At 67.5% G+C, this 26998-nt stretch carries 25 protein-coding genes and 2 tRNA genes; 14 read left to right on the top strand and 13 right to left on the bottom strand.

Features of this window, described 5'->3' with window-relative positions:
• The first annotated feature begins 46 nt into the window (after window positions 1–46).
• The gene (locus ACWDV4_RS24805; RefSeq protein WP_449983026.1) at window positions 47–568 is read left to right on the top strand and encodes a DUF6624 domain-containing protein; all 522 of its coding nucleotides are present in this window, start codon (window positions 47–49) and stop codon (window positions 566–568) included.
• Window positions 569–977: 409 nt separating this feature from the next.
• On the opposite strand, the gene ACWDV4_RS24800 is transcribed toward ACWDV4_RS24805, so the two are convergent.
• Together ACWDV4_RS24800 and ACWDV4_RS24795 are read right to left on the bottom strand one after the other, a co-directional pair.
• Window positions 978–1943 carry an alpha/beta hydrolase gene (locus ACWDV4_RS24800; protein ID WP_449983023.1) on the bottom strand — a complete coding sequence of 322 codons (966 nt, stop codon included), beginning with the start codon at window positions 1941–1943 and terminating at the stop codon, window positions 978–980.
• Window positions 1944–1983: 40 nt separating this feature from the next.
• Window positions 1984–2289, bottom strand: a complete 306-nt coding sequence (locus tag ACWDV4_RS24795; protein WP_449983020.1) for a putative quinol monooxygenase — start codon at window positions 2287–2289, stop codon at window positions 1984–1986.
• Window positions 2290–2565: 276 nt separating this feature from the next.
• Here ACWDV4_RS24795 and ACWDV4_RS24790 point away from each other — a divergent pair, with 276 nt between their 5' ends.
• Window positions 2566–3153, top strand: coding sequence for a ferritin-like domain-containing protein (locus tag ACWDV4_RS24790; RefSeq protein ID WP_449983017.1), 588 nt, complete (start codon window positions 2566–2568; stop codon window positions 3151–3153).
• Here the strand turns inward: ACWDV4_RS24790 and ACWDV4_RS24785 are convergent.
• Entirely contained in the window at window positions 3089–5890 is a 2802-nt protein-coding gene (locus tag ACWDV4_RS24785; RefSeq protein WP_449983014.1) for an AAA family ATPase, read from the bottom strand. The genes ACWDV4_RS24790 and ACWDV4_RS24785 overlap by 65 nt on opposite strands.
• A gap of 250 nt (window positions 5891–6140) precedes the next feature.
• Between ACWDV4_RS24785 and ACWDV4_RS24780 the strand changes: the two genes are divergently transcribed.
• The 3 genes from ACWDV4_RS24780 to ACWDV4_RS24770 all read left to right on the top strand — a co-directional run bounded on the left by ACWDV4_RS24780 (window position 6141) and on the right by ACWDV4_RS24770 (window position 7754).
• On the top strand, window positions 6141–6902 hold the full coding sequence (locus tag ACWDV4_RS24780) for an SDR family oxidoreductase (protein WP_449983011.1): 762 nt from the start codon (window positions 6141–6143) through the stop codon (window positions 6900–6902).
• 329 nt (window positions 6903–7231) lie between these two features.
• Window positions 7232–7537, top strand: a complete 306-nt coding sequence (locus ACWDV4_RS24775) for a hypothetical protein (RefSeq protein WP_449983077.1) — start codon at window positions 7232–7234, stop codon at window positions 7535–7537.
• Window positions 7491–7754 (top strand): Sir2 family NAD-dependent protein deacetylase, encoded by a 264-nt coding sequence (locus ACWDV4_RS24770; RefSeq protein WP_449983008.1) that lies wholly within the window; start codon window positions 7491–7493, stop codon window positions 7752–7754. The genes ACWDV4_RS24775 and ACWDV4_RS24770 overlap by 47 nt, the downstream gene beginning before the upstream one ends.
• Here ACWDV4_RS24770 and ACWDV4_RS24765 read toward each other — a convergent pair.
• Window positions 7720–7792, bottom strand: a tRNA-Arg gene (locus ACWDV4_RS24765). The genes ACWDV4_RS24770 and ACWDV4_RS24765 overlap by 35 nt on opposite strands.
• A gap of 35 nt (window positions 7793–7827) precedes the next feature.
• A tRNA-Ser gene (locus tag ACWDV4_RS24760) sits at window positions 7828–7917 on the bottom strand.
• Window positions 7918–8283: 366 nt separating this feature from the next.
• Here ACWDV4_RS24760 and ACWDV4_RS24755 point away from each other — a divergent pair.
• Window positions 8284–9276: a hypothetical protein gene (locus ACWDV4_RS24755; protein ID WP_449983006.1), complete on the top strand. Its 993-nt coding sequence runs from the start codon at window positions 8284–8286 to the stop codon at window positions 9274–9276.
• A gap of 73 nt (window positions 9277–9349) precedes the next feature.
• Here ACWDV4_RS24755 and ACWDV4_RS24750 read toward each other — a convergent pair whose 3' ends face one another.
• Window positions 9350–10081, bottom strand: coding sequence for a CPBP family intramembrane glutamic endopeptidase (locus tag ACWDV4_RS24750; RefSeq protein WP_449983074.1), 732 nt, complete (start codon window positions 10079–10081; stop codon window positions 9350–9352).
• 169 nt (window positions 10082–10250) lie between these two features.
• Between ACWDV4_RS24750 and ACWDV4_RS24745 the strand changes: the two genes are divergently transcribed.
• Window positions 10251–11366, top strand: a complete 1116-nt coding sequence (locus tag ACWDV4_RS24745; protein WP_449983003.1) for a globin domain-containing protein — start codon at window positions 10251–10253, stop codon at window positions 11364–11366.
• 169 nt (window positions 11367–11535) lie between these two features.
• Here the strand turns inward: ACWDV4_RS24745 and ACWDV4_RS24740 are convergent, their stop codons facing one another.
• On the bottom strand, window positions 11536–13056 hold the full coding sequence (locus ACWDV4_RS24740) for a peptide deformylase (RefSeq protein ID WP_449983000.1): 1521 nt from the start codon (window positions 13054–13056) through the stop codon (window positions 11536–11538).
• Between the two features lie 539 nt (window positions 13057–13595).
• Here ACWDV4_RS24740 and ACWDV4_RS24735 point away from each other — a divergent pair.
• Window positions 13596–14330, top strand: coding sequence for an IucA/IucC family C-terminal-domain containing protein (locus tag ACWDV4_RS24735; protein WP_449983072.1), 735 nt, complete (start codon window positions 13596–13598; stop codon window positions 14328–14330).
• A gap of 54 nt (window positions 14331–14384) precedes the next feature.
• Here ACWDV4_RS24735 and ACWDV4_RS24730 read toward each other — a convergent pair whose 3' ends face one another.
• On the bottom strand, window positions 14385–16301 hold the full coding sequence (locus ACWDV4_RS24730; RefSeq protein WP_449982998.1) for a hypothetical protein: 1917 nt from the start codon (window positions 16299–16301) through the stop codon (window positions 14385–14387).
• Between the two features lie 213 nt (window positions 16302–16514).
• On the opposite strand from ACWDV4_RS24730, the gene ACWDV4_RS24725 reads away from it, so the two are divergent.
• Window positions 16515–17225 (top strand): class I SAM-dependent methyltransferase, encoded by a 711-nt coding sequence (locus tag ACWDV4_RS24725; protein ID WP_449982995.1) that lies wholly within the window; start codon window positions 16515–16517, stop codon window positions 17223–17225.
• Between the two features lie 193 nt (window positions 17226–17418).
• Here the strand turns inward: ACWDV4_RS24725 and ACWDV4_RS24720 are convergent, their stop codons facing one another.
• Complete coding sequence (locus ACWDV4_RS24720) at window positions 17419–17961, bottom strand: YbhB/YbcL family Raf kinase inhibitor-like protein (RefSeq protein ID WP_449982992.1); 543 nt, start codon at window positions 17959–17961, stop codon at window positions 17419–17421.
• 130 nt (window positions 17962–18091) lie between these two features.
• On the opposite strand from ACWDV4_RS24720, the gene ACWDV4_RS24715 reads away from it, so the two are divergent.
• The gene (locus ACWDV4_RS24715; protein WP_449982989.1) at window positions 18092–18715 is read left to right on the top strand and encodes an acyl-CoA-like ligand-binding transcription factor; all 624 of its coding nucleotides are present in this window, start codon (window positions 18092–18094) and stop codon (window positions 18713–18715) included.
• Window positions 18716–18867: 152 nt separating this feature from the next.
• The gene (locus ACWDV4_RS24710; protein WP_449982986.1) at window positions 18868–20490 is read left to right on the top strand and encodes an MDR family MFS transporter; all 1623 of its coding nucleotides are present in this window, start codon (window positions 18868–18870) and stop codon (window positions 20488–20490) included.
• Between the two features lie 100 nt (window positions 20491–20590).
• Here ACWDV4_RS24710 and ACWDV4_RS24705 read toward each other — a convergent pair whose 3' ends face one another.
• The 3 genes from ACWDV4_RS24705 to ACWDV4_RS24695 all read right to left on the bottom strand — a co-directional run bounded on the left by ACWDV4_RS24705 (window position 20591) and on the right by ACWDV4_RS24695 (window position 23012).
• Entirely contained in the window at window positions 20591–21709 is a 1119-nt protein-coding gene (locus tag ACWDV4_RS24705; protein WP_449982983.1) for a hypothetical protein, read from the bottom strand.
• A gap of 29 nt (window positions 21710–21738) precedes the next feature.
• Window positions 21739–22062, bottom strand: coding sequence for a PadR family transcriptional regulator (locus ACWDV4_RS24700; RefSeq protein ID WP_449983069.1), 324 nt, complete (start codon window positions 22060–22062; stop codon window positions 21739–21741).
• Between the two features lie 65 nt (window positions 22063–22127).
• On the bottom strand, window positions 22128–23012 hold the full coding sequence (locus tag ACWDV4_RS24695) for an SDR family oxidoreductase (protein WP_449982980.1): 885 nt from the start codon (window positions 23010–23012) through the stop codon (window positions 22128–22130).
• 123 nt (window positions 23013–23135) lie between these two features.
• On the opposite strand from ACWDV4_RS24695, the gene ACWDV4_RS24690 reads away from it, so the two are divergent.
• Window positions 23136–23750, top strand: a complete 615-nt coding sequence (locus ACWDV4_RS24690) for a TetR/AcrR family transcriptional regulator (RefSeq protein ID WP_449982977.1) — start codon at window positions 23136–23138, stop codon at window positions 23748–23750.
• Between the two features lie 127 nt (window positions 23751–23877).
• Here ACWDV4_RS24690 and ACWDV4_RS24685 read toward each other — a convergent pair whose 3' ends face one another.
• Window positions 23878–24894, bottom strand: a complete 1017-nt coding sequence (locus ACWDV4_RS24685; protein WP_449982974.1) for a TerC family protein — start codon at window positions 24892–24894, stop codon at window positions 23878–23880.
• Between the two features lie 252 nt (window positions 24895–25146).
• On the opposite strand from ACWDV4_RS24685, the gene ACWDV4_RS24680 reads away from it, so the two are divergent.
• Window positions 25147–25674 carry a hypothetical protein gene (locus tag ACWDV4_RS24680; protein ID WP_449982971.1) on the top strand — a complete coding sequence of 176 codons (528 nt, stop codon included), beginning with the start codon at window positions 25147–25149 and terminating at the stop codon, window positions 25672–25674.
• Between the two features lie 17 nt (window positions 25675–25691).
• Window positions 25692–26990, top strand: coding sequence for a sensor histidine kinase (locus ACWDV4_RS24675; protein ID WP_449982969.1), 1299 nt, complete (start codon window positions 25692–25694; stop codon window positions 26988–26990).
• Window positions 26991–26998 lie beyond the last annotated feature (8 nt).

Below are 26998 nucleotides of genomic sequence, written 5' to 3'. Positions count from 1 at the left end.
GTTATCTGACATCGCCAAAATAGTGGCGACTCTTTACGGTCGGCACATGGATGACTACCGAAAGATTGCGGCCGAGTTGCTGGCCATGGCCGACACGGACCAGCAGATGCGCACCCGCGCCCACGTCGACATGGACCTGTGGGATGTCGAGGTTGACCACGTCAACACGGCCCGCCTCAAGGAAATCATCGACCAGATCGGCTGGCCCACCGTGTCGAAGGTCGGAGCCGAGGCATCGTCGGCGGCATGGCTTGTGGCCCAGCACGCCCCTGACGACCTGGACTTCATGAAGCGCTGCCTTCTCCTGATGCAGCAGGCCGGGCCGGGGGAGGTCAAGCTGTCGAACATCGCACTGCTGGATGACCGGGTGCGGATCATCCAGGACCAGCCGCAGGTGTACGGCACACAGTTCTGCAACACGGGAAACGGTTGGGATCCCTTTCCGATCGAGGATCCGGAACGGGTAAACGAGCGGCGGGCAGCGATGGGCCTCGACACCTTCGAAGATGACGTGGCTCGGATCCGAGAGATGTACACCAAGGACACACCGACCCGTACGGGCGAATAGTCCCCGCCTTCAGCGCACTCATCGGAGAGCGCAGGCGCAACGAGTGCTCACCAGCCGGCGGCTTACCAACCACCAGGAGCTTGCCGGACATCTCGCCCCCAAGGGTCATTAGCGCCAGGGGTCGTATGTAGTCCCAGCCGCAGGTTCTCCTGCGGCTGGGACTACTGAAGTGCTGACCCGGCATCACCGAGAAGACGATCCGGCCCCACGCAACCAGGTCGCCGATGAGGTGGACAGGATGCTCGACGTGCACCCTGTCGCCGAGGTCCCGACCTCGATGCCCGACATCGGCGTCAGGACCGGCGCCCAACCGTAGCGTGTCGTGTCGTTCGCAAATCCCGACTACGGCACCTGCCGGCGGGTTGCAGGGCTGTGACCTGCGGTAATGGTGAGTTCAACTACCAGATGACTAGCCAGCGGACGGGTTTAGGATGCGGGCAAGCCAGTCGTTGCGGGTGCGGCGCGCCTGAGCCGAAAGCCGTGCGTGCGGATAGAGGGCATCGAATCCGTGGAATCCGCCGGCCCAAATGTGCAGCTCGGCCTGACCGCCGGCTTCCCAAATGCGGGTGGCGTAGGCGACGCCCTCGTCGCGGAACACCTCTGCGGTGCCCGCGTCGATGTACGTGTTCGGCAGCCCGGCGAAACTGTCGGCAGTTGCCGGGGAAACATGGGCGGGTACGGCGTCGTCGTCCAGGTCCCCGAGCAGCGACCGCCAACCAAACGCGTTCATCTCGCGCGTCCACACCCCGGGCCCGCCGGCGAACTGGTAGCTGGAGGTGCTGTCGTTACGATGGTCGAGCATGGGGCAGATGAGCACCTGGGCGGCCAGCGGTGGCCCATCGAGGTCGCGGGCCATCAGGGCCACACCGGCAGTAAGGCCACCACCAGCGCTCGTGCCGGCGACGACGACGCGGTCGGGATCGACACCGAGTTCGGCGGCGTGGTCGACGACCCAAAGCAGGCCGCGGTAGCAGTCGTCGACCAGGCTCGTGCCTGTGGCCTCCGGCGCCAGCCGGTAGTCCACGGAGACCACGACGGCGCCGAACAGGTCGAGCCATTCCAGGGGGATGTCTATCTGGGAAAAGCGGTCGCCCATCACCATGCCGCCGCCGTGCATCCAGTAAACACACGGTGCCGCAGCGTGGGGGTCCGCCTTCGCGGGAGTGAAGACGGACAGCGGAAGGCGCGTGCCGTCCGGGCCGGCGATGTAAACATCGCGCCGATCGACCCTACGGCCCTCCAGTAGCGGCTCCACTGGGGCGGATGAGAACGGCCGGATCTGTGCGAGCATCTCGCGGTTGAGTTCGGGTGGAGATGGCATGTCGGAGAGGAGTGCGCGCAGCTCGGGGTCGAAGGGGGGACGGGCCAGTGTCATGTGGGATTCCTGTCGCTGTGGCTGATTGGCGTCCGAGCTCTCAAATGGCGGCCTTGCCACCGATCGGCACTTCGTCGGTGTATTGCGGCTCGCCGGCGATCAGTGGCTGGATCCGCGACACGAGGTGCTTCGCCTCGTCGGTGGCGAAGAACTCGTGATGCGCCCGCTCGGACGTCCAACCCTCGGTGACGTGGACGACGTCGGAGTCGACAGCAGATCGGCCGATCAGGAAGACGATGCAGTCCTCGTTCGACAGCGACGGCGACTTGAGCAGGATGTCGACCAGATCGTCACCCTTGGCGGGCTGAGCGGTCATGGTGGCGTGGAAGCCGTAACCGATGCTCATCGGAACTCTCCTCGAAACCGGGGCTTGCTTGTCATGGCTCCACTGTCAGGGACAGCCGATCTGCCCTTCATCAGTCATCCGACTCCTAGAATTTCGGGTGCTGGCGACGAGTGACGTAACCGGTCATGCCGAATCGGGCTGGCCTGCGGGCGGCTGGGTACGGGTCGCGGTGATCCGTTCCGGGGCCTCAGTGGTCACCGAGCGGCAGCCCCTCGGCCGCCGGTTAGGTCATTTGACAGAAGCTCGGGTCATCAGACGCGGTCCACGATTGATGGCGTGACAACATCAGGGAGGGAACACCGCGTCCTCGGCACGCGCGAGGTTCGCGATCGTGCGCTGTTCGACCTGGAGGACGGACCAGTAACGCCGTCGAACCTTGTCGATTTGGCTGCGATCGGGCGCCTGCTCAATGTGTTACTGGCGAGCCTGGTGGTGTCCTCGCTGCAGTACGAGCAGCATGCGGTGGTCCTGCCCGCCCCATCAGCCCGGCCGCTCGCGGATTTCCTTTTCACTGGTGCCGACCGCGACCGTGATGGTGCCAGGTTGCTCGCGATCCGGATCCGGCAGCTCGGGTTCGTCGCCGGGTACGAGCCGCAGCATCTGAACGCGCGATCCAGGGTCTTCTTCCGGGCGTTTCCCGACGGTGACCTCGCCGGCATCGTGACGCAGAACCTTGTTGGGGTGCGAATTCTCGTGCAGACATTGCAGGAGGCGGTGCGCTGGATCGGAGACGACGATCCCACGACGCGGCGGCTTCTGGAGCGGCTGCTTGAGGCGAAGGAAATGCAGGCCGACGAGCTCAGCGCGCAGGCTTCTCATCAGGCTGCGACGACAACGCATCCCGGAGTCCGGCCCGTGACGTGATGGTCAGCTTGGGAAAGATCCGGTATAGGTGGGCACCGACTGTCCGATGCGACAGGTACAGGCGTTCGGCGATTTGCTTGTTGGTCATACCGCTCGCTGCCAAATGTGCGATCTGGAGCTCCTGCGCTGTCAGGTCGGTCAGGTCACCCCGCCGTTGCTGGGGGACAGGCTGGTATCCGCCGGCGCGCAGTTCTCCTTCTGCCCGGGCGCGCCACGGGTTCGCCGCCATGGCACCGAATCCGTCGCGCGCTGCGAGGAGGTGCCGACGGGCCTCCACTGGCGACCGACTCCGGCGGAGTCTCTCGCCGAGGGCCAGCCGTACCCGTGACCTGTCGAATAGCCACCGTTCCGCGGCAGTGTCTGCCAACGCGGTTTCCAGCCGAATCACCGGTTCGTCGCTGTCGAGAATGAGGGCTTCGGCGCCGGCCTGGAGCAGGGTCATACGTGGTGACAATCCGCCCACGCCCGCAGTGCGCATCGCGTGCACGTGCGCCCGGGCCTCGGCCGTACGCCCGGTTCGCACTGCCGCCTCAATCAAATCGAACATGACCCAGGTGCAGTGCGGCACGTGGGAGGCGAGGACGCCGGGTGGGCTTATAGCGGCGGCGTGGCCGAAGGCGGCGTCATAGTCGCCCTGTCCGGCGGCAGCGAGTACCCGCGGATGATGCGCGAACAACGCAGCGGCCGCCACACCACGGGGCAATGCCCAGTGGGTGATCTCATCGGCAAGCGAGTACGCCTCGTCGAATCGCCCTCGGCCGGCGGCAATGATCGCCCGGTTGTACCGGAAGTACCACGCGAAGAAGGGGAAGCCGCTGTTGTCGCATATCCGCTGTCCCTCAGCGGCGAGTTCCTCGGCCTCGTCCCACCGTCCCACCAGATAGTCATCGAGGCACAAGTGCATCAGGGCACCGAGGTGCCTGCGGGGGGCACCGCCATCCCGTCCGTTCCGAACAAGGGTCCACGACGACTCCCGGCAGTCGCCAAGGCGGTCGAGGTACACCGAGGCCGTACCAATGCGTACGGCTCGGGTCGGGTCTACGTCATTGGTCAGCGTCTGCAGGACCGCGTCGACCCGCGGCAGCGCCGCCGTGCCGGTGCGTACCGGATCGGCGAAACTATCGCTTGCCAGCGCGAGCACGTCCGGTGGCTGAGGTTGGAGCCGTCGCAGAACTTCGAAGAACGGCTTCCAGTACGCCGGCGTGCTGCCGTACCAGCTCAGCAGGAGCAACGTGTGCATGGCCTCGATGAGTGCCGGGTCGTCGGCCCGGTAGTCGTGATCGCCGCTTTCGATTGCGCCGGCCAGCAGGCGATGGGCGGTATTCACGTCGCCGTCCCCGTTGATCATGAGGAAGGCAGCGGCGTTTGCCGCGTGCAGTGAGACCACCGTGTCCGGAGTCGCCCGGCGCGCGTCGGCCAGCAGGACCTTCGCATCGTCGATGGCACCGCTGGCCTCCACACCGATGTACGCAGCCTCGGCGAGCCTCCTCCCTCTGCCTGCGCTGGTAGTGCTCAGCTCAGCGGCACGGACGAGGGCCGCAACGGCTGCCAGCCCGTCCCCGCGGAGCATCACGCGATGTGCGGCGTCCTCAAGGAGTTCCGCCACTGTCTCGTCGGGCCCGGCAGAGGCAGCGGCGAGGTGCCACGCCCGGCGTTCTGGGTTCTCGGCGAGGGCGGTGGCGAGGGCGAGGTGCGCGTTACGGCGCTCCTCGTGGGTCGACGTCGCCGCGATCGCCGAGCGGATCAGCGGATGCCGGAACGCGATCCTGGCTGTTGCGTCGTCCACGCGCACCAGCTGCGCACGCTCCGCGGGAGCCAGGTCGGCCAGGCTGGATTCGCCGGTCAGGGCAGCTCGGAGCACCCGGATGTCCCCGGTGCCTTCGAAGGTGGCCAGTAGCAGCACTCGCCGGGTCGCGTCGGGCAGTCCGGGGAGCCGTGCCGCAAAGATCGCTTGCAGGCGCTCGCTGAGTACGACCTCGGGTTGTGTTGCCGTGTACTGCATGGACCCCAGCAGCGTGGGGGGCAGTTCCATCAGCGCGAGAGGGTTTCCCTGTGCGAGTTCGAGCAAGCGTCGCCGTACGCGCGCCGGCATGTGCGGGTGCCGAGTGTCGACCAGCCGTCCGGCCGCTTCATCGTCGAGCGGCTCGATCCTCTGCTCGGCGACTCCTCGCGGGTCGAGAAAGCTCGCCGCCCCCGTTCGAGCCGACATCAGCAATCCGGTTCGGCGTCCCTCCAGACGCCGGGCGATGAACCCCAGTACGACAGTGCTGGCGCGGTCGATCCAGTGCACGTCGTCGACCGCCAGCAAGACCGGTGAGTCGGCGGCAACCTCCGTAACGAGCAGAAGCGCGGCGTTGCATACCAGGAGCACCTCCGCTGGTGCGCCGGCCCCGAAGCCAAGCGCCACCGACAACGCCTCGCGCGGACCAGACGGGAGACGATCGACAACCGCGTGCACGGGTAGTAGCAACTGGTTCAGGCACGAGTAGCTGACGTCGGCTTCGAACTCCGATCCAGACGCCCGCAGCACCCGCATTCCGGACGCGAGAGCGAGTTCTACCGCAGCATCAACCAGGGCGGACTTACCGACGCCAGGTTCGCCACGAATCAGCCGGACTCCGCCATCATGCTGAACTCCGTCAAGAAATTCTGCAATCTGCGACAGGTGGTCATGGCGTCCGAACAGTTCCCCACCGGCCACCCATCCCGCACGCGCCCGTCGTCGCTCGCCAACCATCGTCTAACCTCGCCAGACTAAATCGGAATTTCGCTGCCCGCCCGCTCGTCGAGCGCCCAGGAAGATTCGGGCAAAAGACATCGCGATCAGCAGGGCCACGCCCACATCATCGACAAATGGGGCAAGGCTTAAGTCATGGCCAATCGCGGCGGATTCGTCCAGGAGTCGAACGACAGATGCTGCTCGCATCGTAGTCACGAAGAGTGGGTTCAGCAGTATCCGAACGAGACGACAGGAGCCTATCTCCGCCATGAACAAGATTCTGATCACCGGCACCTCATCGGGCTACGGTCGGGAAATCGCACGGCATTTCCTGGCTCAGGGTTGGACCGTCATCGCCGCGATGCGGACGCCACGCTCCGATGTGCTGCCCGAGTCGGACCGGCTGCACGTCGTCGAGCTCGATGTGACCAAGCCCAGCACCATCACCGCAGCAATTGAGACGGCCGGACCCATCGATGCCTTGGTCAACAACGCGGGCGTCGGGCTTATCGGCGTATTCGAGGGCACGCCCATGACCCGGGTCCGAGAGATTTTCGAGACCAACACCTTCGGTGTCATGGCCACTACCCAGGCGGTGCTGCCGCAGTTCCGCGAGCGCGGCACCGGCGTCGTGGTCAACGTCACTTCCAGTGTGGTTCTGGGCCACATGCCGCTCTCGACCATCTACAAGGCCAGCAAGATGGCAATCGAGGGGTTCACCGCTTCCCTCGCGCTTGAACTCGCGGAGTTCGGAGTACGGGCGAAGACCGTCGAGCCGGGCGCCTGCCTGACCACCGGATTCGCCGCCAAGGCCACTAACTTCACCGACATCACCGGCTCTCTGGAGGGGCTGGTTCCGACGCCCTACCTGCCGTTCGCGAAGAAGACGCTTGCCTCCTTCACCGACCAGGACCTGTTCACCCGGGAAAGCGACGTTGCCGAGACGGTGTGGCGGGCCGTACACGACACGACTGGCCAACTGCGATTCCCCGCCGGCCCCGACGCGCTCCGGCTCGATCAGGCCAAGTGATCGACAGCCGTTGTAATACTCATTCACGGAAAGTACGGCAGTACGAGTGTCGTCGAAACCGGCAGCCACGTGGGTCGGCACTGCCGATCGTCGGCGCTTCCACGAAGGTCCATTCGTCTTGGTTCCCACTTCACACCAGCCACCCACAGCGAGAGTCCGCCGTGTACTAGCAACAACGGCTTGGCATGCCCTTGTCTCACTACGATCGTCGCGGAGGCGGGAAACGATTCACATGGGCACATCGATGTCGTACGGAACCTCGTCAGCACCTGCCCTCCGGGATCCGTACGCCGCACCCTGCATCATCGCCGACGGCGACCTGGCCGCCCGTGCACGGCACCTACCAGGAACTCGGTCCGGCCCCTCCGGTCGCGCTCGACCGGGTGCCTGTCGCCTACCTCCAACCGAAGCCGCTGATCCGCTACAGCGCGACCACGCTCACTGCCAGCGCGAACCAGGACGCGGAGACGCTCAGCGGCACCAACTCCAAGCCAGGCATCCCGCTGGTAGCCGATCCGATGGTCAACGACAGCCTGTTGACCTACGACAGCAATTGGCACGCCGCAGGCGACCGGGAACCCCCATTGCGTGACGGAGGCCGCCCGCCCGGCGACCTTTCCGGTCAGTACGGATGACAACGCCGATCCGAGCGAGGACCGCCGGATGGCACCGCCCTGGTGTACCCGCTGCGGCGGGCTGGTCCGCCCCGGTGTCGTGTGGTTCGGCGAGGCTCTGCCAGATGGACGGCGGCGAAGGGAGACGAAAACACAAAGATGCCTGACCCACGGGAACGTGGGTCAGGCATCTTTGGATCTTGTGCGCCCGAAGGGACTCGAACCCCTAACCTTCTGATCCGTAGTCAGATGCTCTATCCATTGAGCTACGGGCGCAGCTGCTGGGCCAGTCTACACACCGACCTCTAGCGCGGAGACTCCGGGATTCGAACCCGGGTGGGGCTTTAAGACCCCTCCGCATTAGCAGTGCGGCGCCATAGACCAGACTAGGCGAAGTCTCCTCGGTGGCCAGCAGACCACCGCCGATCGAGAATACATGGACCCAGCGGTCGGGGGCAAAGCAGCTATCCAACGGTCTGCGCGCCACTGTCAGACGAGCGTGACGCAAATCGCAGCATTTCTCACCAACCGAGCACCTGTGTCGATGCGCCACGAGGTGAGAAGAGGCATCCGCCCGACTAGGCTCCCTGGTCATGGAGGAGCAGCCGCCCGCCGAACCATCGCGCAGCCGTCAACCACGGTCCAAGTCGACGGGGCGTACGCGCCCGGCCGAAGCCGCCTTCGAGCCAGCGTCCACCCCGCCTACGCAATCGGCCCCACCGGCAAAAGCCATCCCTCGGTCCCGATCCGCCAAGGCGGCACCGTCGGTGATCTTCCAGCCGCCCACCGAGCAGGCCATGCCACCCTCGGCTGAGCCGGCCATGCCACCCTCGGCCGCCGAGCTGGACCCGGCGACCCCCAACGAGTCGGAGGGCCCGCCCCAAACGACGCCCCGGAAACGGACGAACAAGGCGGCCACCGGACGGACGACCGGCAAGACCACCCAGGCTGCCGGGGCCACGGCCGAGCCGACCGATGCAACTCCTCCCAAGCGGACCGCCCGCAAGGCCACCCCCACAAAGCAAACAAAGCCGAAGAAAGCAGCCTCAACCAAGGCCACCATCCCGACAGCCGAGCCCCACACGGTCGAGACCCGTACGCCTGAACCCCGTACCGACGAGCAGCCAGTGGCACCCACACCGGTCACGGCACGAATCCTGGCGCACCCGGGTTACGCCCCCGAACTGCTGGCCACGGCCGCTGTCGAAGTGCTCGGGCCAACCGCCGCATCCTGGGTACGACGTACCCGGTCGACCTATCCGGCCGCGTCGCCGGAAGGGCTGGCCCGGTTGGCGACCCAGCGGTTCGTCCGGTCGGCGAGCATCGGTGGCGTGATCTCCATCACCACCACTGGTCTACTCGCCCCGCTCGCCGAACTGGCCACCGTCTCCTGGGCCCAGGCGGCGCTGGCTCTGCACCTGGCTGCCGCGTACGGGCACGATCCGGCCCATCCGGACCGGGCCGTCGACCTGCTGGTGCTGACCCAGGTGCATCCGGACGACGAGAGTGCCCGAGGCGCCCTGGCCGCCAGTCGGCAGGCGGGCCCGGAGGGCGAGCTGCCGGCGTACCGGATCATGGAGGCCGCGTGGCGACTGGCCGCGCCGCTCGCCGCCCAGACCGGCGGATGGGTGGCGCTGCGCCTGGCGGCCCGGATCCTGCCCGGCGCGGCGGCGCTGGCGGTGGCTGCCGGGGACGCCGCGACGACCCAGCGGTTCGCGGCCCGCGCGGTAGCCCGCTACCGCCCGCCGCGACGCGCCTGAGCGACCTGTCCGCCGCGACCCACCTCAGCAACCTGAACCAGCGACGCACCTAAGCAACGCTGACCTCAACAAATCACAGCCAGTCGAACCATTCCTTGGGCAACAGCGCGTAGCCGACGAACGCCACGATGTCCAGCAGGGTATGCGCGACGACCAGCGGCAACACCCGACGGGTCCGCAGGAAGAACAGCGAGAAGACGATCCCCATCACCACGTTGCCGAGGAACGCGCCGAAGCCCTGGTAGAGGTGGTAGCTGCCGCGCAGCACCGCGCTCGCGGCGATCACCGCACCGACCCGCCAGCCCAGTTCTCGCAGCCGGGTCATCAGGTAGCCGACGACGATCACCTCTTCGAGGATGGCGTTCTGCGCGGCGGCCAGGATCAGCACCGGGACCGCCCACCACAGCTCCGGCAGCTTCGCCGGTACCAGGCTGGCGTTGATCCCGAGTTGCGCGGCGACCCAGAACAGTGCGATCCCGGGCAGTCCGATCCCGGCGGCCAACGCCGTACCCCAGGCCAGGTCACCGCCGGGCCGCCGGGCGTCCAGGCCGAGCGTCCGTCGCGCATTGCCGTTGTCCCGGTTGAGCAGGTGTACGGCGAGCAGCACCGGCACCAACGCGAAGATGATCTCCAGCAGTTGGTACGTCAGGTCCAGCCAGGGCCGGGCCGACTGCGACGCGTTCATGGTGGCGGTCTGCTCGCTGAGCGGCTTCTCGGCGGTCATCCGGGCGGTGATCGCCACGATGGAGTAGACCGCCGACTGCCCGAGGGACACCCCGAGGACCAGCAGCACCTCGGCGCGCATCGTCTTCCGGGGCAGCAGCGGAGCCTGATCAACCGTCACCCGATTACTGTGCCTGACCCGGCCACGCCACTGAAGTGTCCGACCACTGAAGTGTCCAACCGCTGAACCTCCGGCCCGGGTCGCACATTCTGTACGACACGAGCTGACGCGGAATGTGCACGCTGTGCACATGGACAACCTCGGGCGTCTGTTGAAGGAGAGCTGGGTCCTCGTCGAGGAGCAGCGGGAGAAGGTATCCGGCTACTTCTACGCGCGGATGTTCCTGACCGAGCCCCGGCTCCGCGACCTCTTCCCGGTCCAGATGGCCGGGCAACGGGACCGCCTGCTCGAATCGATCCTGACCGCGATGCAGACCATCGAGGATCCCGAGCGGCTGGACGCGTATCTCCGCTCCCTCGGGCGGGACCACCGCAAGTACCACGTCCGTCCGGAGGACTACGACATCATGGGGGACGCGCTGCTGGACGCGTTCCGTACCTGCGCTGGTGACGAGTGGACCGTCGAGTACGACCAGGCGTGGCGCGACGCGTACCGGGTGATCGCCGATCGCATGCTCGCCGGGGCGGCCAGCGACGACAACCCCCCGTTCTGGCATGCCGAGGTGCTCACCCACGAACGACGGGGCCGGGACATCGCCGTCTTCACCTGCCAGCCGCTACAACAGCCGCTGCCCTACAAGGCCGGCCAGTACGTCAGCCTCGAAGCGCCCCGCTACCAGCCGCGCCTGTGGCGTACGTACTCGATCGCCAACGCGCCCAACGACGCCAACACCCTGGAGTTCCACGTACGGAGTCTCGGCGCGGGCTGGCTCTCCGGGGCGCTGGTCCGCCGGATCAAGCCGGGTGACCTGCTCCGGGTGGCCGCGCCGATGGGTTCGATGACCCTGGACCGGACCTCCAAGCGGGACGTGTTGTGTGTGGCCGGCGGGGTCGGGCTGGCCCCGATCAAGGCGTTGATCGAGGAGTTGACCCGGTACAACCGGACCCGCTGGGTGCACGTCTTCTACGGCGCGGATCGGGGCGAGGACCTGTACGCCCTGGCCGAGCTGCTCGACCTCGCCGATGGTCACCCCTGGCTGTCGGTCATCCCGTGCTGTGGTGACGATCCGGAGTTCCCGGGCGAGCAGGGCAACGTGGTCGAGGTGATGACCCGCTACGGGCCGTGGACCTCGCACGACTGCTTCGTCTCCGGCTCGGCGGCAATGGTCCGGTCCACCCTGCGCGCGTTGGCCGAGGACGAGGTGCCCCCGGACAACATCAGGTACGACACCTTCGGCGAGGTGTAGGCACACCCCACCCCACCCCACAGAAGACCCGCCTCCCCCCATGAAAGACCGGGTCTCGTGCCCCGCCTCCTCGGGGCACGAGACCCGGTCCCCGTCGTCCACGGGACCAATTCCCCGTCCTCGGCCGATCCCTGCCTCGGCCAATCCCTCGTAGTCCGTGCGACCTCGGCTAGTAGTGCCAGGGGATGCCGGTCTCCCGGTATTCCTCGACTGGTACGAGCGGCACACCGGGGGCCATCCGGTCCACGTAAAGCCGCCCCTCCAGGTGGTCGATCTCGTGGGCGACCAGACGGGCCATGGCAAACTCGAACGAGGTGATGACCCGGCTGCCGTCCCAGTGCGCGTGCTCGATGTCGAGGCGCAACGGTCGAGGCACCAGTCCCCGTTCGTCGAAGAAGGACAGGCAGCCCTCGTACTGCTCGTCGGTCTCGGGGGCGCCGTCGACCACTCTCGGGTTGAGCAGTACGACCGGCTCCGCATCCCGGTCGGGTGGCCGCACCACGGCGGCGGCCCAGGAGAGACCGATCTGCGGGGCGGCGAGCCCGACCCCCTTGCTGAACGGGTGCAGTTCGTCGATGCGTACCAGCGCCGCCCGGAGCCGGGCGACCACGTCCCGGGCAGTGGCCGCGTCCTGGGGCAGGTCGAAGTGGCGGGCGGGTTGGCGGAGCAGGTCGGCACCCCGCTGAACGATGCCGGCCGAACGCATCCGTTCGCTGGCCTTGACCTCCGGTACGGGTAGCGCCTCCAGGCTGGCCGGCGGGGGCACCTTGAACCGCCATTCGAGGCGGTAGCGGGCGTTCAGCGATGGCCCCTCGGTGGACCACTCGAAGTGCGCCCGGTCGTCCTCGTCGTGCCGGTTGATCGGCGTACGTAGCGGGCCTTCCTCGGCCGACATGGAGGTCTCCACCCCCCACACGTGCGGATCCAGTTCGAGGGGCAGGTCGAGCCGGACGGCGAGCTGCCGGGTGGGCAGTCGTACCGCCCGCTGGAACCACTGCCCCCACTTCTCGTGGCCGACGGTGTAGGCGTATTCGATGGTGACGCGCTGACCGGGATAGAGCGGGAAGCGCCCCTGGGCGTTCTCGAAGAGCAGCCACACCTCCTTGAACGCGTCCCGGTCGTGCTTCTTACGCCACTCCATCGGCTCCCGGGTGCCCTCGTTGTCGCAGTACGCCTGGAGGTCCAGTTCGGCGAAGGTCAGCGGGTGTTCCCGGTGATGCCGATTTGATCGTCCGGGGTCGCTGGGGTAGCGATCGACCGCGACCCGGGCCAGGTATCGGCTGACCGGCTCGGTGCCGGCGTTGTACAACGCCCGGCGGATGACGCACCGGTAGGAGGTCGCCTGGTAGGTGAGGGTAGCCAGTTCGCGCTCGACGATGAGACCGGCACCGGGGGGAAGCCACTGTTCGGGTACGGGTGGGTCGCGCCGGGCGACGGAACGGGCATGCCGCAGGTCGTCGTACTCCTGGAAGCGCTGCCAGATGGCACCGGATGCCTTGAGCACCGCGTCGGCGCGTCGGGCGAAGTCCTCGGTGGGTCGATGACGGCGGCCTTCGACGTGGCTGACATAGGACGGGTCGAAACCCATCTGGGCGGCTAGTTGTTTCTTGGTCATGCCCTGTTCGACACGCCGACGGGAAAGTTCGGCCGCGAACGAGTCGGCAGCCCGTTCGATGGGCGAGGTCGTCATAGGGGTCCTCATGGCCGGGAGTTTCAGTCTGCGCTCCAACTTGCCCATCTAGGCACAACTGCCACATTCACGACATTCACCTTGACATTCAACTATTATCGTCGATCCTACCGTGAGCCACGACCCAGTTTCACGTTCAGCAAACCCGGGCGCATGACCACCTCTTTTCCCAGCAAACCGCAGCCGCCACGGCACCCCCCAAAACCGGATTGACTGCCACAACACGCCCACTCCCTGCAGCGAGTCCGACTTCGATGGCCACCTGCCTTGGTTAGGCTAACCTTAGTGGTAGGGTGACCTTGAGTACGCGGATTAATGGTCTGCGGGACGCATTCGGTCACCATCGAGGGGAACGGGGTCGGGGTGACAGCGACCAATCAGGGAGTGATCTATCCGGGCGCACAGCCCGGTGAGGGTCTGCGCTCGACGACACCCGGCCGCACCACCGTCTGGTTCGGCGGCCAGTGGTGACCGCCGCGCTCGACCAGAGCAGCCGCGTCGGCGCACCGTTGGCCCCGGTGACCACGACCCTACGGACCATGTTCGGGACCGACGACCTCCCCGGCCTGGCACCCGGCCTGCTGGTCGACGATCCGCTCGGCTGGCTACCGGCCACCGAACTCGTCGACGGCTCCCGCCTGCCCGAACTGCTCGACGCCGCCGCCAACACCTGGAACGCGGCTCCGCACGCCGCCGCCGCGCTGGCCTGGAAGTCGTACACCTACTGGTTGGCGCTGCCCGCCGTACTGGGCTGGGCCTCCGCCCGCCGGGTGCCGCTGCCCCGGCCGTCGGACGTACTGGTCGATCTCGGCGACCACCGGCCACTGCTCGCCATCGGCCTGCGCCCCGCCACCATGGTCGCGGTACTCCCCAACGACCCGCTGGCCCTTGCCGGGCTACCGGAGGTCCGGGTCGTCACCGACGAGGCAGAACTACTCGACACTCTGCGCACGGCGCTGCTCGACGAACACCTGACCCCGCTCCTCGACGCCATCCAGGCACGAGTCCGGGTCGGTGCCCGTACGCTGCTGGGCTCGGTCGCCTCCGGCGTGGCGAACGGCATTCTGCGCGCCGCCGACGCCCTGCCTGGGTCCTCGACGCAGAACATCGGCACACTGTTGTCCGCGCTCGGCGTGGACGACCTGGTCGAGTTGACCACCGAGCCGAACGGCGGGCTGGCTGTGCAGCGTAAGACCTGCTGCCTGGCGTTCACGCTCCCACAGCCGAAGTACTGCGCCGGCTGTTGCGTCCGCCCGTCCGGACAGGTGTCCTGACCAGCTAAGCGTCCGCGTCACCCGACCAACCGCCTCGCCTGGCGCCAACCGCTCTCACCCGACCAACGGGCGGACGTCCCAGACCCACACGCCACCGAGCCGCTGCGGCTCGATACCGGTCAGCTCGGTCATCCCCTGCCGGAACGCGTCCTCGTACCGGTGCGGGGCCAGCACCACCACCCCGGCCCGCCAGTACCGCAGGTCCTCGACCGCCTGCGCCCGCCGTCGCGCGTCGACCTGCGGCACCTTGCCACTGCGCCGGATCGTGTTGAAGAAGGCGTTGGTGGGCCGGTCGGGGCCGCCGAAGCGGGCCACCCGGTCGCCGGGAGCGTCACCGTGGCGGCGTGGGCCGAGGAAGTAGCCCCGGGCCAGCCGCAGCTCCAGGTCGGTCTCTGCCGACCAGCGCAGCGGGTCCGGATAGGTGCTGGCCGGCAACGGCAGGGTGACCATCGACCGGTCACCAGCAACGTACTCGCGCCAGGTGCCGGAGGAGATGAACTCGGGCGTGGGCGCGATCCGGGTCGACGGCAACGGGGTCGGCGCGTTGGGCAGCAGCGCCATCACCGCCACGGTCACCGCCGCGAACCGGATCTGCCCGGCCGACGCCGGATGCTGCCGGGTCAGCCGGGCGATGCGGTCCGCGCCGAGCGCGAGCAGAATGCCGACGATGGGGGTGGCCGCCAGGGCCCAGCGGGTGGGCACGGCCGAGTCGAACACCGGCAGCCCGCCCAGCAGTCGCCACGGGCCGGGAATTCCGGTCAGGTGGCCCTCGAACCGGATCGTCGGCCCCAGCGACAGCAACGCGAAGATCAGTCCGGCGATGGTCAGGCCGATCACCGCCGCGTTGCGGCGCAGCCACCACACCAGGGCCGCCACCAGTACGACCAGCGGCCAGCCGAAGAACGCGTTCTCCTCAGTGGGGTTCTGGGCCAGCCGCTCGGCGGTCTCGGGATGACCGGCGATCGACTCGCGGGAGAAGGCCACGAAGGAGGCCAGGTCGGCGCCGTATCCCCGAATGTCCCTGGGCAGCCCGTGGTAGGCCTGCGGGCCGAAGAACTGGACGTAGAGCGGGTAGGCGAGCAGCACTGCGGCTACCCCGGCGGCGACCCCCAACCCGGCCAGGAACGGTCGATAATCGCGCCGTAGTGCGGGGCGCAGGATGGCCAGCACCACCACCACGATGCCGAGGCCGACCGCAGTCATCAGCAGGACTTCAAGGTTGATGAACGCCTGCCAGACGATCAGCAGGCCGAGCAGCAACCCGTTGCGGGCCCAGCGGCCAGGCTGCCGTAGCCGCAGCGTCCGCCAGATGATCAGAGGGACGAGGAACTGCGCCACGATGTTGGGGTGGCCGTTGGCGTGCGACACCATGCTCGGCGCGAAGCCGCAGAACAGCGCGCCGACCCAGGCCGCCGCCCGGGAGCCGACCAAGTGCCGGGAGAGTACGAAGTACCAGGTGCTCGCGGTGACGATCAACGCAAGGGTGAGGAAGACGTTGAAGGCGACCCGCGGCCCGAAGGCCAGGGTCACCGGACTCAACGGAATGGAGATGGCCAACACTGAGGTGTTCGCCATCAGGTTGACCCCGTCCGGGACGTTCATCTGATAGGAGACGAACGGGTTCGTGGGACCGGTGACCACCCGTACGCCGTGCGCCAGCATCCACTCGAAGAACGCCTGGTCAGCCAGGTTGGCGCGGAGCTCGTGGCTGGGCTTCCACCAAATTCGGGCGGTGACCCACAGGCCGAGTACGACGAAGCTCAGGATCGCGGCGACATCCGCCGCCCAGGCGCTCCGGTACCACCGGCGAGGGCGGGCAGCGCCTGGTCGCTCTCCGCGCGAATCGGTGAGATCTTGCGCCGAATTGTTATCGTCCGCACGTTCGTCAGTCGGCGTCGTCGATCGAATAGCATCCCCGACAGGCGACGGCTCCCCGGGCGACCCGTCGGCTCCTATACGAGAAGTAGTCATGATATCTCGGACCGTAGCGGAGCGTAGTCGGCCCGGAAGTCATTTGCCAGCAACGGCGAAGTCTGTCCAGAAACGTCCCCCAGGCGGGCACGCTATTCTGAAAATCGTTCACCTTTCGCCTCTGCCGGTGCCCCGATTTCCCTACCGCCGTCGTAGATGGTTCACTCTTTCGGTCGAGGTGCAGGTCGAGTTCAGATCGTGAGGAATCGACGCATGGTAGAGATCACTGGGGATCAGCGGGTGCAGTCCGAGGTCCTCGAAGGACTCGCGACTGCGGTCAACCACCGGCGATGGTTCGTCGAGTTGGCCATCCCGTACCTCGGTGACAACCCCATCGAAGTCGGCAGCGGCCTGGGTGACTACGCCCTGGAGTGGGCCCCCCACTTCGAGCGGTTCACCGCCACCGAGGCTGACCCCGACCGGCTGATCTCGCTGAAGGAACGGCTCGCCGACCACCCCAAGATCGAGGTACGGCAGATGCTGCTGCCGCACTCCGAGCGGGGCGACTACAGCGGTGCCGTCTCCTACAACGTCCTCGAGCACATCGAAGACCACGTCGGCGCGCTGCGCAGCATGCGTGACCTGGTCCGCCCCGGTGGGGCCATCGTCCTGATCGTCCCGGCCTTCCAGTTCGCGATGAGCCCGGCAGACATCGCCACCGGTCACGTCCGCCGCTACACCAAGAAGACCATGCGGGCCGCGCTGACCGAGGCGGGCCTGGAGATCGAGAAGCTGCACTACGCCAACGCGCTCGGCCTGATCGGCTACTTCATGGCGACCAGCGTCTTCCGCCTGATGCCGAAGGAAGGGCCGATGGTGAAGATCTACGACACCCTCGTGCTCCCGGCCACCAAGGCGGTCGAACAGGTCGTCCGCCCACCGTTCGGCCAGTCCGTCTTCGCCGTCGCCCGGGTCCCCAGCTGATCTCGCACTGCCCACACCCCGCCGGCGGTTCACCCGCCGACACCGGCGCAGCCGGGCCAGTCGACTCCGGCGCAGCCCGGCCCGGCCTGCCGGCACCGTTTTGTAGCCAGCCCGGCCTGCCGGCACCGCGGACCAGCCACGATGCCGGCAACGACCAGTAGAGGTCGTCACTGCTTGATCTGGCCGGCAGAGGTCACTGCTTGATCTGGTACGTCGGGCGGATCACCGCCCGGGCCAACGTGTGGAACGTAAGGTTGAAGCCGACGTACGCAGCCGTCGAGTTGGGCGTGACGTCGAGGCGTTCCGTGTCCAACGCGTGCACCGCGAAGACGTACCGGTGCGGTCGGTCACCGGCCGGCGGAGCCGCACCGCCGTACCCCTCCACCCCGTAGTCGTTGCGTACGCTGAACGCGCCGCCCACCCCCGGCGCGGGCGTACGGCCGGCTCCCCGGTCCAGTTCTGTGACGTTCACCGGGACGTTGACCAGCACCCAGTGCCAGAACCCGCTGCCGGTCGGCGCGTCCGGGTCGAAGCAGGTGACCGTGAAGCCCCGGGTCGCCTCCGGGAAGTCCGACCAGGCCAGCTGCGGTGACAGGTTCGCGCCACCGACGCTGTCGTGGGCGAAGTCCAGGTCCATCGGCTCGCCGTTACGGACGTCGTCGCTGATCAGCGTGAACGACGGTACGGGCGGCAGCATCTCGTACGGGTCGGGCGCGATCGGTCGATCAAGGAACATCTGGGGTCCTCTCCAAGACGGCTGACTCGCTCTTTCTACCCCCGTCGGCTCCGTAACGTGCGCCAGCTCACTTCGTTGCAGTCAATGAAAGTTTGCGGGGCAAGAAAGATCGGCGGTAGCGTGCATCGCGATGACCGTAGAGCAGGAAGCCGTCGTGGGGCGCCGGGACCGCAAGAAGCAGCAGACCCGGGCTGCCCTCACCCTGGCGGCCCTGCAACTGGTCGCCGAGCGCGGCCTGGACGCGGTCACCGTGGAGGACATCAGCGACGCCGCCGACGTCTGCGCGCGTACGTTCTTCAACTACTTCGCCTGCAAGGACGACGCACTCACCAGCGACAGCGACCTGCACGCCCGATACTTCCTGGAACGACTCGTCGCCGTGCCCACGGGCGTACCGACCCTGGAGGCGATCCGCCTCGCGTTCAAGGAGTCGCTGCACGAGGTGCAGGCCCAACGGGAACTGTGGTTGCTGCGCACCCGCGTCATCGAACGCAACCCCTCCCTGCTGCCCCGGCTCGTGGTCAGTGGCAAGGAAACCGAGCGGGCGATTGTCGAGGCGATCGCCGTGCGGATCGGGGTCGACCCGGACAGCCATGGCTATCCCCTGCTCGTCACCGGCGTGCTCAACGCCGCCTCCCATACGGTGATGGCCCGCTGGATCGCCAGCCACGGCAAGGCATCCCTCACCGAACTGGTCGACGAGGTGTTCACCGCCCTCGCCGCCGGCCTACCGGACCCTCGCCCGACCATGTGACGCGCCCGAGCCGGTAGTCCCCCCGCCGATCCGGTAGTCCCCCGCCGATCCGCGGTAGTCCCCGCCACCGACGTCGGCAGCACGTCGAACGACGGCCACAGACCCGGGTGGCAGTGCCCGCCCGTCCACGTACGTACTTCAGGAAGAGACAGATGACGGCCACCGCCGCGCCACCAAAATCCGCCGACGCCGCAACCGCGTCCGGCCCGATGTCCCGCCGGCAGGTCCTCCAGGCCCTCTCCGGCCTGATGGTCGGCATGTTCGTGTCGATCCTGGCCTCCACAGTGGTGGCCAACGCCCTGCCCCGGATCATCGCCGACCTCAACGGCAGCCAGTCCGTCTACACCTGGATCGTCACCAGCGAACTGCTGGCCATGACCGCCACCGTCCCGCTCTGGGGCAAGATGGCGGACCTGTTCAGCAAGAAGCTGCTCATCCAGCTCTCGCTCGGCCTGTTCGTCGCCGGCTCGCTGATCGCCGGACTCACCCCGAACGTCGAGATCCTGCTGGTCAGCCGGGTCGTCCAGGGCATCGGCGCGGGCGGCATGACCGCCCTGGCCATGATCGTGATGGCCGCGATGATCCCGCCCCGGGAACTGGGCCGCTACGCCGGCATCTTCGGTGCCGTCTTCGGCGTCGGCACCATCGCCGGTCCGCTGATCGGCGGCGTGCTCGTCGACACCTCGTGGCTGGGCTGGCGCTGGTGCTTCCTGATCGGCGTGCCGTTCAGCCTCATCGCCATCGTGCTGCTGCAACGCACCCTGCACCTACCGGTCGTACGCCGGAAGGTCAGCATCGACTGGCTCGGCGCCCTGCTGATCACCACGGGTGTCTCCACCCTGCTGATCTGGTCCTCGATGGCCGGCAACAAGTTCGCCTGGATGTCCTGGTGGACCGCCGGTCTGGTCGTCGGTGGCCTGGCCCTGCTCGGGCTGGCCCTGGTCGTGGAGGCGCGCGCCGCCGAGCCGATCATCCCGCTCAACATCTTCCGCAACCGCACCGTTTCGCTGGCCACCATCGCCAGCACCCTGGTCGGTGTGGCGATGATCGGCAGCACGGTCTTCCTGTCCCAGTACTTCCAGATCTCGCTGGGCAAGTCACCCACCGTCGCCGGCCTGATGAGCCTGCCGATGGTCTTCGGCCTGCTCATCTCCTCGACGGTGGCCGGGCAGCTCATCACCAAGTTCGGCAAGTGGAAGATCTTCCTGATCGCTGGTGGCGTGACCATGGCAGCCGGCATGCTCCTGCTCGGCACCATCAACGCGAAGACCAACATGGTGCTGCTCTCGGCGTACATGGCGGTCCTCGGCATCGGCGTCGGCATGCTCATGCAGAACCTGGTACTGGCCGCGCAGAACGACGTACCCGCGCACGAGCTGGGCGCGGTCACCTCGGTCACGACGTTCTTCCGCAGCATGGGTGGCGCCATCGGGGTCAGCGCCCTGGGTGCGGTGTTGGCCAACCGGGTCACCAGCCTGATGGCGGAGAAACTCGGCCCGCTGGCCCAGGCTGGCGCAGAGGGTGGGGGCGGCGAAGCCAAGATGCCGGACCTGTCCACGCTGGAAGGCCCGCTGCTGGCAATCGTGCAGGACGTATACGGCACCGCCACCGCAGAACTCTTCCTCATCGGTACGCCGTTCGCCGTGCTGGCGCTGATCGCGGTGCTCTTCATCAAGGAGAAGCCGCTGCACACCACCAGCGGCTCCGAGCGGCTCGCCCAGGAGGAAGCCGCCGCCGAGGCGACAGCCGCTGCCGGTCCGGTGCTGAAGCACTGACCGGACCGGCAGCTACTGCTGAACGAAACGAACCCGGTGTGCCGGTGGGACGGACCCGTCCCACCGGCACACCGGTTTTCTACGTCCAGCCGTGCTACGGCTACGGGTGGATCAACTGCTCACCGGTGGAGGCGGAGCGGATGTCCGGCCGGGGCAGCGCGGCAAGGACGAGAGTCACCAGTACGGCGGCACAACCGACGAGGAAGGGCAGAGATGCCGTGGGCTGGCCGAGCCACTCCCAGAATGGGTGCCACTGCGGGTGCGGTTCGCCGAGGTGGTGCTGCCACACACTGGGTACGGACAGGAGGGTCGGCGCCCCCCAAAGGAACATGGTGATCCCGTACAGCGTGGTGGCGGTCGCCCGCACCGCCGGGTGGTGGCCATCGGTACGGCGGCTGGCCCAGCCGAACAGCAGCCAACCGACCAGTGCGCCGACCAGACCGCCCGCCACCCCCGCGTACGGGACGGCCGGCGGGGTCGCCCGATAGAGGTCCACCGAAAGGTACGAGCCACCCGCCTCGGTGGGCGGCCACTGGAAGGCGATCCCGGCGAAGGTGTCACCACGGGACGCGGTCAGCTCCGTCCTACTGATCTGCATCAACGAGCCGCAGTACTTGTCGATGCATCCGGTGTAATCGTCGACGACCGGGGCGTAGACGTGCCAGCCGGCAGCCCGCAGGCGCTGCTGAGTGAGTGGCACCAACTGCGCCGGGTCGGTCGGGGGCGTACCGGCGGCATAGGCGGAGGTGCTGCTGCGCCCGTACTCGCCGCCGTCGCCGAAGAGCAGACTGTCGGCGTTGTCCAGGCTGAGTGGCTGCGAGTAGATCACGAACAGGGCGGATGGCGTGGTGAGGTCGACCAGGTCGTGCTCGGGCAGGACCTGGTCGAGGAACGCGGTGGCTTCCGCCCGGTCGGGCTGGGGCCGGGACGTCTCCCAGGCGGCGCGGGTGGCGATGGCGGCGGTGAACAGCCCGCAGACGATGGCGGTGAGCGCTGCCCAGACGACGACGGCACGACTGTCCGGGCGCCCCAGCCGGGCCCGCATGCCGTGCCGGATCAGGTTGGCGGCCTCCCGGAGCGTGGGGCGGGTACGCCCCGCCGGCGCGAGTTCGAGCAGCGTACCGATGATCTCCGCACCGCGTTCACGCCGGTAGTCGCGGGGGTAGCTGAACAGTAGGCGGCGGTAGCGGCGGGTAAGGCGGTGGCCCGTCGGCGGCATGACTCTCCCTCGAAGGTTGCGCGTACGGGTCAGGCGATGCGGGGGCGCGCGCTACGTAGCCGGGTCTCGGCAGCGGTGGCGAGTTGCCGTAGGCGGGCGGTTTCGGCTTCGAGGATGGTCCGGCCATCACTGGTCAGCCGGTAGTAGCGGCGTAGCCGCCCGTCCACGACCTCCTCACGGTCGCGTTCCACCAGGCCCTGAGCGGCCAGCCGGTCCAGTGCCGTGTAGAGGGTGCCGGGCAGCAGTGAGACCCGGTTGTCGGAGAGGGCGGCTACCTCCTGGACGATGCCGTAGCCGTGTAGGGCGTCACCACCGGCCAACGCCGTCAGGATGAGGAACGTCGGCTCGCGCATCGGACTCACGTAGGCAACATATATCAATAATCGACCTATGCTCCATCCACGATGCTCGGCCTTGCTCAGTTGACGCCTCCTGCGGCAGACGACCCGGACGGTGCCGGAACGGCCTGCTCGGCCGCCCGGCTGACCTGCTCCCAGCCGGCCCAGGTCTGCATCCGCTGCCGGGAGATGTCGAAGGCCAGGTCGTAGACCATGCTGCCGAGCAGCAGTCGCAGCGGCGGCTCGTCGCTGGCGACCAGCTTCATCACCGCCTCGGCCGCCAGGCGGGGTTCACTGTCGACCGAGCCTTCGGACCACTGCTTCTCCAGCTCGGCCCGGAGCGGGGCGTACTCGTCCGCCGGGGCGGTCGCGCGCGCACTCGTGTAGAGGTCGGTCCAGTAGCCGCCGGGCTGGACGATGCTGACCTTGACGCCAAAGGTCACCGCCTCCATCGCCAGCGCCTCGCTCATCCCCTCCAGCGCGAACTTGCTCGCGCTGTACATCCCGGTGCTGGGGAATCCGCCCAGCGCGGCGATGCTGGAGATCTGCACGATGTGCCCGGAACCCTGCGCGCGTAGGTAGGGAAGGACCGCCTGGCTGACCCAGAGCGCGCCGAAGAAGTTGACCTCGAACTGGGCACGGGCCTCGGCCTCGGTGAACTCCTCGATCATGCCCATGGTCAGCATGCCGGCGTTGTTGACGACCACGTCGAGCCGGCCGAAGTGCTCGACCGCCGCCGCCACCGTGGCCCCGACCGCATCCCGGTCGGTGACGTCCAGCGGCAGGGCGAGCAGGCGGTCGTCGTACGCGGTGGTTAGGTCTTTGATCGGTTCGATGTTGCGGGCGGTCGCGACGACCCGATCGCCAGCGTTGAGCGCCGCCTGGGCGAACGCCCGACCGAGGCCACGGCTGGCCCCGGTGACGAACCAGACCCGGCCGGCAGTGGCGGTGGGTGGGGTGGTCATGGACGTCTCCTCTACCTCGCTAACGAGACGGACCGTCTCGTCTTGCGAAGAGAACTCTCCACTGCGCCCAGACATTTGTCAAGACGGACCGTCTCGTCTCGCCCATCGGTTATGCTGTCGCCCGTGACGACGCAGGAAAGACGCCCCAGCTCCTCCCGGCGCAGCGAGGCATCGCGGCAGGCCATCCTCACCGCCGCCTTCGAACTGGTCGGCGAGGTCGGCTACGCAAAACTGAGCATCGAGGGCATCGCCGCTCGGGCCGGCGTCGGCAAACAGACCATCTACCGTTGGTGGCCCTCCAAGGGCGCGGTGCTCTTCGACGCGTTCCTGGCGCTCAGCGCCGGGAACGACGAGCAGCAGGGGCTGCCCGACACCGGCGACCTCGAAGCCGACCTGAAACTGGTGCTGCGCAGCACCGTCATCGAACTGAACGACCCCCGGTACGACGAGCCGATGCGAGCGCTGACCACCGAGATCCTGCACGATCCGGCGCTGGCCGCCAGCTACGCCGAACGCCTCGACGCGCCGATGAAGGAGCTGAAAAAGCAGCGACTTCGCAGCGCCCAGCAGGCCGGCCAGCTCCCCGATGACCTCGACCTCGACCTCGCCGTCGACCTGCTGTGGGGGCCGCTGCTCAGCCGCTGGCTGCTGCGCAGCGGCCCGCTCACCGCGCAGTATGCGGACACCCTCGTCGAGACCGCGCTCGCCGGCCTACGCCCACCGCAGCGAAACGCCTGAGGGAGGCTGCCGGGTGCAGTCCGGGTGTTAGGAAGGGCCCCTTCCTATACAAAAAGCGATAGGAAGGGGCCCTTCCTAACACAGGTGCACGGCCGAGAGCCGCTTCCCTGGCACGGACCTCTGATTGCTACGACGAGGAACGCCGCGACTGATCTTCCTTAGCGAGCGGCTTGCCGGCGACAACGCCTGCGTGGGCGCGGGCGTTGGGGTCGCGGCGGGTCTTGATCAGGCTGGCAACGGTGGCAATTATGAGTATTCCGATGATGACGATCAGGGAGATCGGCGTGGGAATCTCCGGCACGCTGGGGTCCAGATCGACGTGCGCCCAGTGCAGGATGAGCTTCACTCCGATGAACAAGAGGATCGCCGACAAGCCGGCCGACAGGTAGACCAGCCGGTCGAGCAGCCCGGTAACCAGGAAAAACAGCGCCCGCAGCCCGAGCAGCGCAAATGCGTTGGCCACGAAGACGATGTAGGCCTGGTCGGTCACCCCGAACACCGCCGGGATGGAGTCCAGGGCGAACAGGATGTCGGTACCACCAATCGCAATGAGCACCACGAACAGCGGGGTAAACATGCGACGCCCGTCGATGCGGGTGGTCATCTTGCCGTCGACGTACTCGTCGGTCACCGGCAGCAACCGTCGGGTGGTCCGGACCAACAGATTGGTCTCGATATCGGGGTCCTCGTTGCGGTGCCGGAACATCTGGATCGCGGTCCAGATCAGCAGCAGGCCGAAGATCAAGAACATGAACGAGAAGTACGTCAGCAGGGTCGCACCGAGCGCAATGAAGATTACGCGCAGAATCAACGCGGCAATGATGCCAAAGGTGAGCACCTTGTGCTGATGCTCCTGGGGTACGGCAAACGTCGACATAATAATGACGAAGACGAACAGGTTGTCGACCGAGAGACTCTTCTCGACGACGTAACCGGCAAAATACTCAGTGCCAAATTCCCACCCGACAATGCTGGCGAAGACCAGGCCGAAGACCACCGCCACGGCGATGTAGAAGACCGACCAGGCGGCGGCCTCGCGAAATTTGACCACGTGCGGTCGGAACGCACCGACGAACAGGTCCAACGCCAGCAGGGCCAGGATGACCCCGATCGTCACAACCCAGCCCAGCAGGGTCACTTCCATCGATATATCTCCTGTTGCTCAGGGTGCCGCCGACGCCCGGTCACCATCAGATTCTCGCTGCCCAGGCCGCCGACCGCCGCTTTTCGCCACTCGAACTTGCCTAGCAGGGTCCGGCAAGGCCACCAGCCTGCACGACGAACCTGAGTGTTCGGTTAACCGAACCATCAGGTTCCGTGGCCGCACGATGGGCTTGTCGCCCCTCACCGACAAGCATGGAGACATCACGTTCTGCTCCTCGGAAAGGTGCCCCCGATGGTCGCCATGCCCACGCTGACCCACCGTTCGTCGATTCGTCGTACCGCTGCTGCCCTGGCCTGGCTGCGTACCCCGTTCACGGCCGACACCTGGCGGCGCACCGCGTACGCCATGGTTGCCCTGCCGGTCGGGCTGGTAAGCGTGCCGCTGGCCCTGGTCGGCGGGCCGGCGGGCCGGTTACAGCGCCGTGTCGCCCGCGCACTGCTGCGCCTGGACGTCGCCGAACCACGACGGACCGGCGTACGGGCGTTGCTCCACGCCGTCCTGGCCGCCCCGCTCAACCTCCTGGTCATGGTGGTCACTGGCTACGGCTGGTCGATCGCCCTGCTCAACCTCGCCTACCCGGCCCGACCGTTGCTCGGCATGCCGGCCGGCGGGCCAGACGCCTGGGGCGGCCCCAGCATGGCCGGCGCCTGGGCCTTCCACGCCCTCTTCGGCGGGTTGACGTTCCTGCTGGTGATGCCGTGGATCGTCAAGGGGCTCACCTGGCTCCAGGGCCGGCTCGTGCGCGGCCTACTCGGCTGACCCGACAGAATTCGCAGGTGAACAACGTACGCACGGTCGTCGGCCAGGTGCTGCGGGCACCAATCAGCCGACGAAGCTGGGCGGAATTGACGTACGCCATCGGCAGCGCACCGCTCACCTTCCTGGGCATCGCCTACGTCGTGGTCGGTTTCCTTCTCAGCGCCGGCCTGGCGGTCACCGCCCTTGGGGTGCCCCTGCTGGCAGTGCTGGTGCCCGGTGCCCGGGGCCTGGCCCGAGTACGCCTCGGCCTGGCCCATGCCCTGCTCGGCGAGAGCGTCGAACACCCTGAGCCGTTCCGCCCCGACCCGGGCTTCTTCGGCCGGGTACGCACCGGACTCCGCGACACCGTCGGCTGGCGGACGATCGGATATCTGCTGGCCGCCCTGCCGGTGTCCCTGCTCAACCTGTGGGTGGTCACCATCACCTGGGCGTGGGGCCTGATCGCGCTGACCTATCCGATCCAGCATGCGCTCGACGTCAACCAGTTGACCACTGTGGACGAATATGGGGTGACCCGGCGTGGGTTCATCCTCGGCAACCTCGTCCTCGACACCTGGCCGGGGCTGCTGCTGGTCAGTGCCGGCGGCGCGGTGCTGCTGCTCCTCGCCCCCTGGGCCATACGCGCAGCACTGCTGCTCGACCGGCTACTCGTCCGGAGCCTGCTCGGCCCCGACCGGGCAACCGCCCGAATCGCCGAGCTACGGCGTACTCGGGCACATGCCGTCGACGACGCCGCCGCGACGCTGCGCCGAATCGAACGCGACCTGCACGACGGCGTACAGGCCCGGCTCGTGGCGCTCGGCATGAACCTGACCATGGTCTCCGAAACGCTCGGCGACGACGCCTCCGAAACGACCCGCAGCCTGATCGCCACCGCCCGGGACAACGCCAAGGCCGCCATCACCGAACTGCGGGACGTCGTACGGGGAATCCACCCGCCCGTCCTCGACAGCGGAATCGACGCCGCGATCGCCACCCTCGCCACCCGCAGCCCGATCCCGGTCGACCTGCGTACGGACCTCCCCACCCGGCCCAGCGCCGCGATCGAAACCATCACCTACTTCTGCACCGCCGAGTTACTCACCAACGTCGCCAAACACAGCGGCGCAGACCGTGCCACCATCAACGTCACCCAACACGCCGGGCGGCTACGACTACAGGTCGGCGACAACGGGCGGGGCGGGGCGCACCTCGACGGCGGCACCGGGCTGCGCGGGCTCATCGACCGGATCGACACCGTCGACGGCACCCTCCACCTGGTCAGCCCGACCGGCGGGCCTACCGTGATCACCATCGACCTGCCGCTACACACCTGAGGGCCGCC

This window comes from Micromonospora sp. NPDC003197, from assembly GCF_053590565.1.
This window is presented reverse-complemented; position numbering and strand designations above follow the sequence as displayed.

What these genes read in the sequence shown, in the direction of transcription:
- ACWDV4_RS24700 (WP_449983069.1), bottom strand. Translation starts at nt 22,062, where the DNA reads ATGCGCGAGCCGACGTTCCTCATCCTGACGGCGTTGGCCGGTGGTGAC.
- ACWDV4_RS24705 (WP_449982983.1), bottom strand. Translation starts at nt 21,709, where the DNA reads ATGCCGCCGACGGGCCACCGCCTTACCCGCCGCTACCGCCGCCTACTG.
- ACWDV4_RS24710 (WP_449982986.1), top strand. Translation starts at nt 18,868, where the DNA reads ATGACGGCCACCGCCGCGCCACCAAAATCCGCCGACGCCGCAACCGCG.
- ACWDV4_RS24720 (WP_449982992.1), bottom strand. Translation starts at nt 17,961, where the DNA reads ATGTTCCTTGATCGACCGATCGCGCCCGACCCGTACGAGATGCTGCCG.
- ACWDV4_RS24750 (WP_449983074.1), bottom strand. Translation starts at nt 10,081, where the DNA reads ATGCGCGCCGAGGTGCTGCTGGTCCTCGGGGTGTCCCTCGGGCAGTCG.
- ACWDV4_RS24740 (WP_449983000.1), bottom strand. Translation starts at nt 13,056, where the DNA reads ATGACGACCTCGCCCATCGAACGGGCTGCCGACTCGTTCGCGGCCGAA.
- ACWDV4_RS24695 (WP_449982980.1), bottom strand. Translation starts at nt 23,012, where the DNA reads ATGACCACCCCACCCACCGCCACTGCCGGCCGGGTCTGGTTCGTCACC.
- ACWDV4_RS24780 (WP_449983011.1), top strand. Translation starts at nt 6,141, where the DNA reads ATGAACAAGATTCTGATCACCGGCACCTCATCGGGCTACGGTCGGGAA.
- ACWDV4_RS24685 (WP_449982974.1), bottom strand. Translation starts at nt 24,894, where the DNA reads ATGGAAGTGACCCTGCTGGGCTGGGTTGTGACGATCGGGGTCATCCTG.
- ACWDV4_RS24730 (WP_449982998.1), bottom strand. Translation starts at nt 16,301, where the DNA reads ATGACTACTTCTCGTATAGGAGCCGACGGGTCGCCCGGGGAGCCGTCG.
- ACWDV4_RS24785 (WP_449983014.1), bottom strand. Translation starts at nt 5,890, where the DNA reads ATGGTTGGCGAGCGACGACGGGCGCGTGCGGGATGGGTGGCCGGTGGG.
- ACWDV4_RS24805 (WP_449983026.1), top strand. Translation starts at nt 47, where the DNA reads ATGGATGACTACCGAAAGATTGCGGCCGAGTTGCTGGCCATGGCCGAC.
- ACWDV4_RS24745 (WP_449983003.1), top strand. Translation starts at nt 10,251, where the DNA reads ATGGACAACCTCGGGCGTCTGTTGAAGGAGAGCTGGGTCCTCGTCGAG.
- ACWDV4_RS24680 (WP_449982971.1), top strand. Translation starts at nt 25,147, where the DNA reads ATGGTCGCCATGCCCACGCTGACCCACCGTTCGTCGATTCGTCGTACC.
- ACWDV4_RS24735 (WP_449983072.1), top strand. Translation starts at nt 13,596, where the DNA reads ATGTTCGGGACCGACGACCTCCCCGGCCTGGCACCCGGCCTGCTGGTC.
- ACWDV4_RS24795 (WP_449983020.1), bottom strand. Translation starts at nt 2,289, where the DNA reads ATGAGCATCGGTTACGGCTTCCACGCCACCATGACCGCTCAGCCCGCC.
- ACWDV4_RS24725 (WP_449982995.1), top strand. Translation starts at nt 16,515, where the DNA reads ATGGTAGAGATCACTGGGGATCAGCGGGTGCAGTCCGAGGTCCTCGAA.
- ACWDV4_RS24715 (WP_449982989.1), top strand. Translation starts at nt 18,092, where the DNA reads ATGACCGTAGAGCAGGAAGCCGTCGTGGGGCGCCGGGACCGCAAGAAG.
- ACWDV4_RS24800 (WP_449983023.1), bottom strand. Translation starts at nt 1,943, where the DNA reads ATGACACTGGCCCGTCCCCCCTTCGACCCCGAGCTGCGCGCACTCCTC.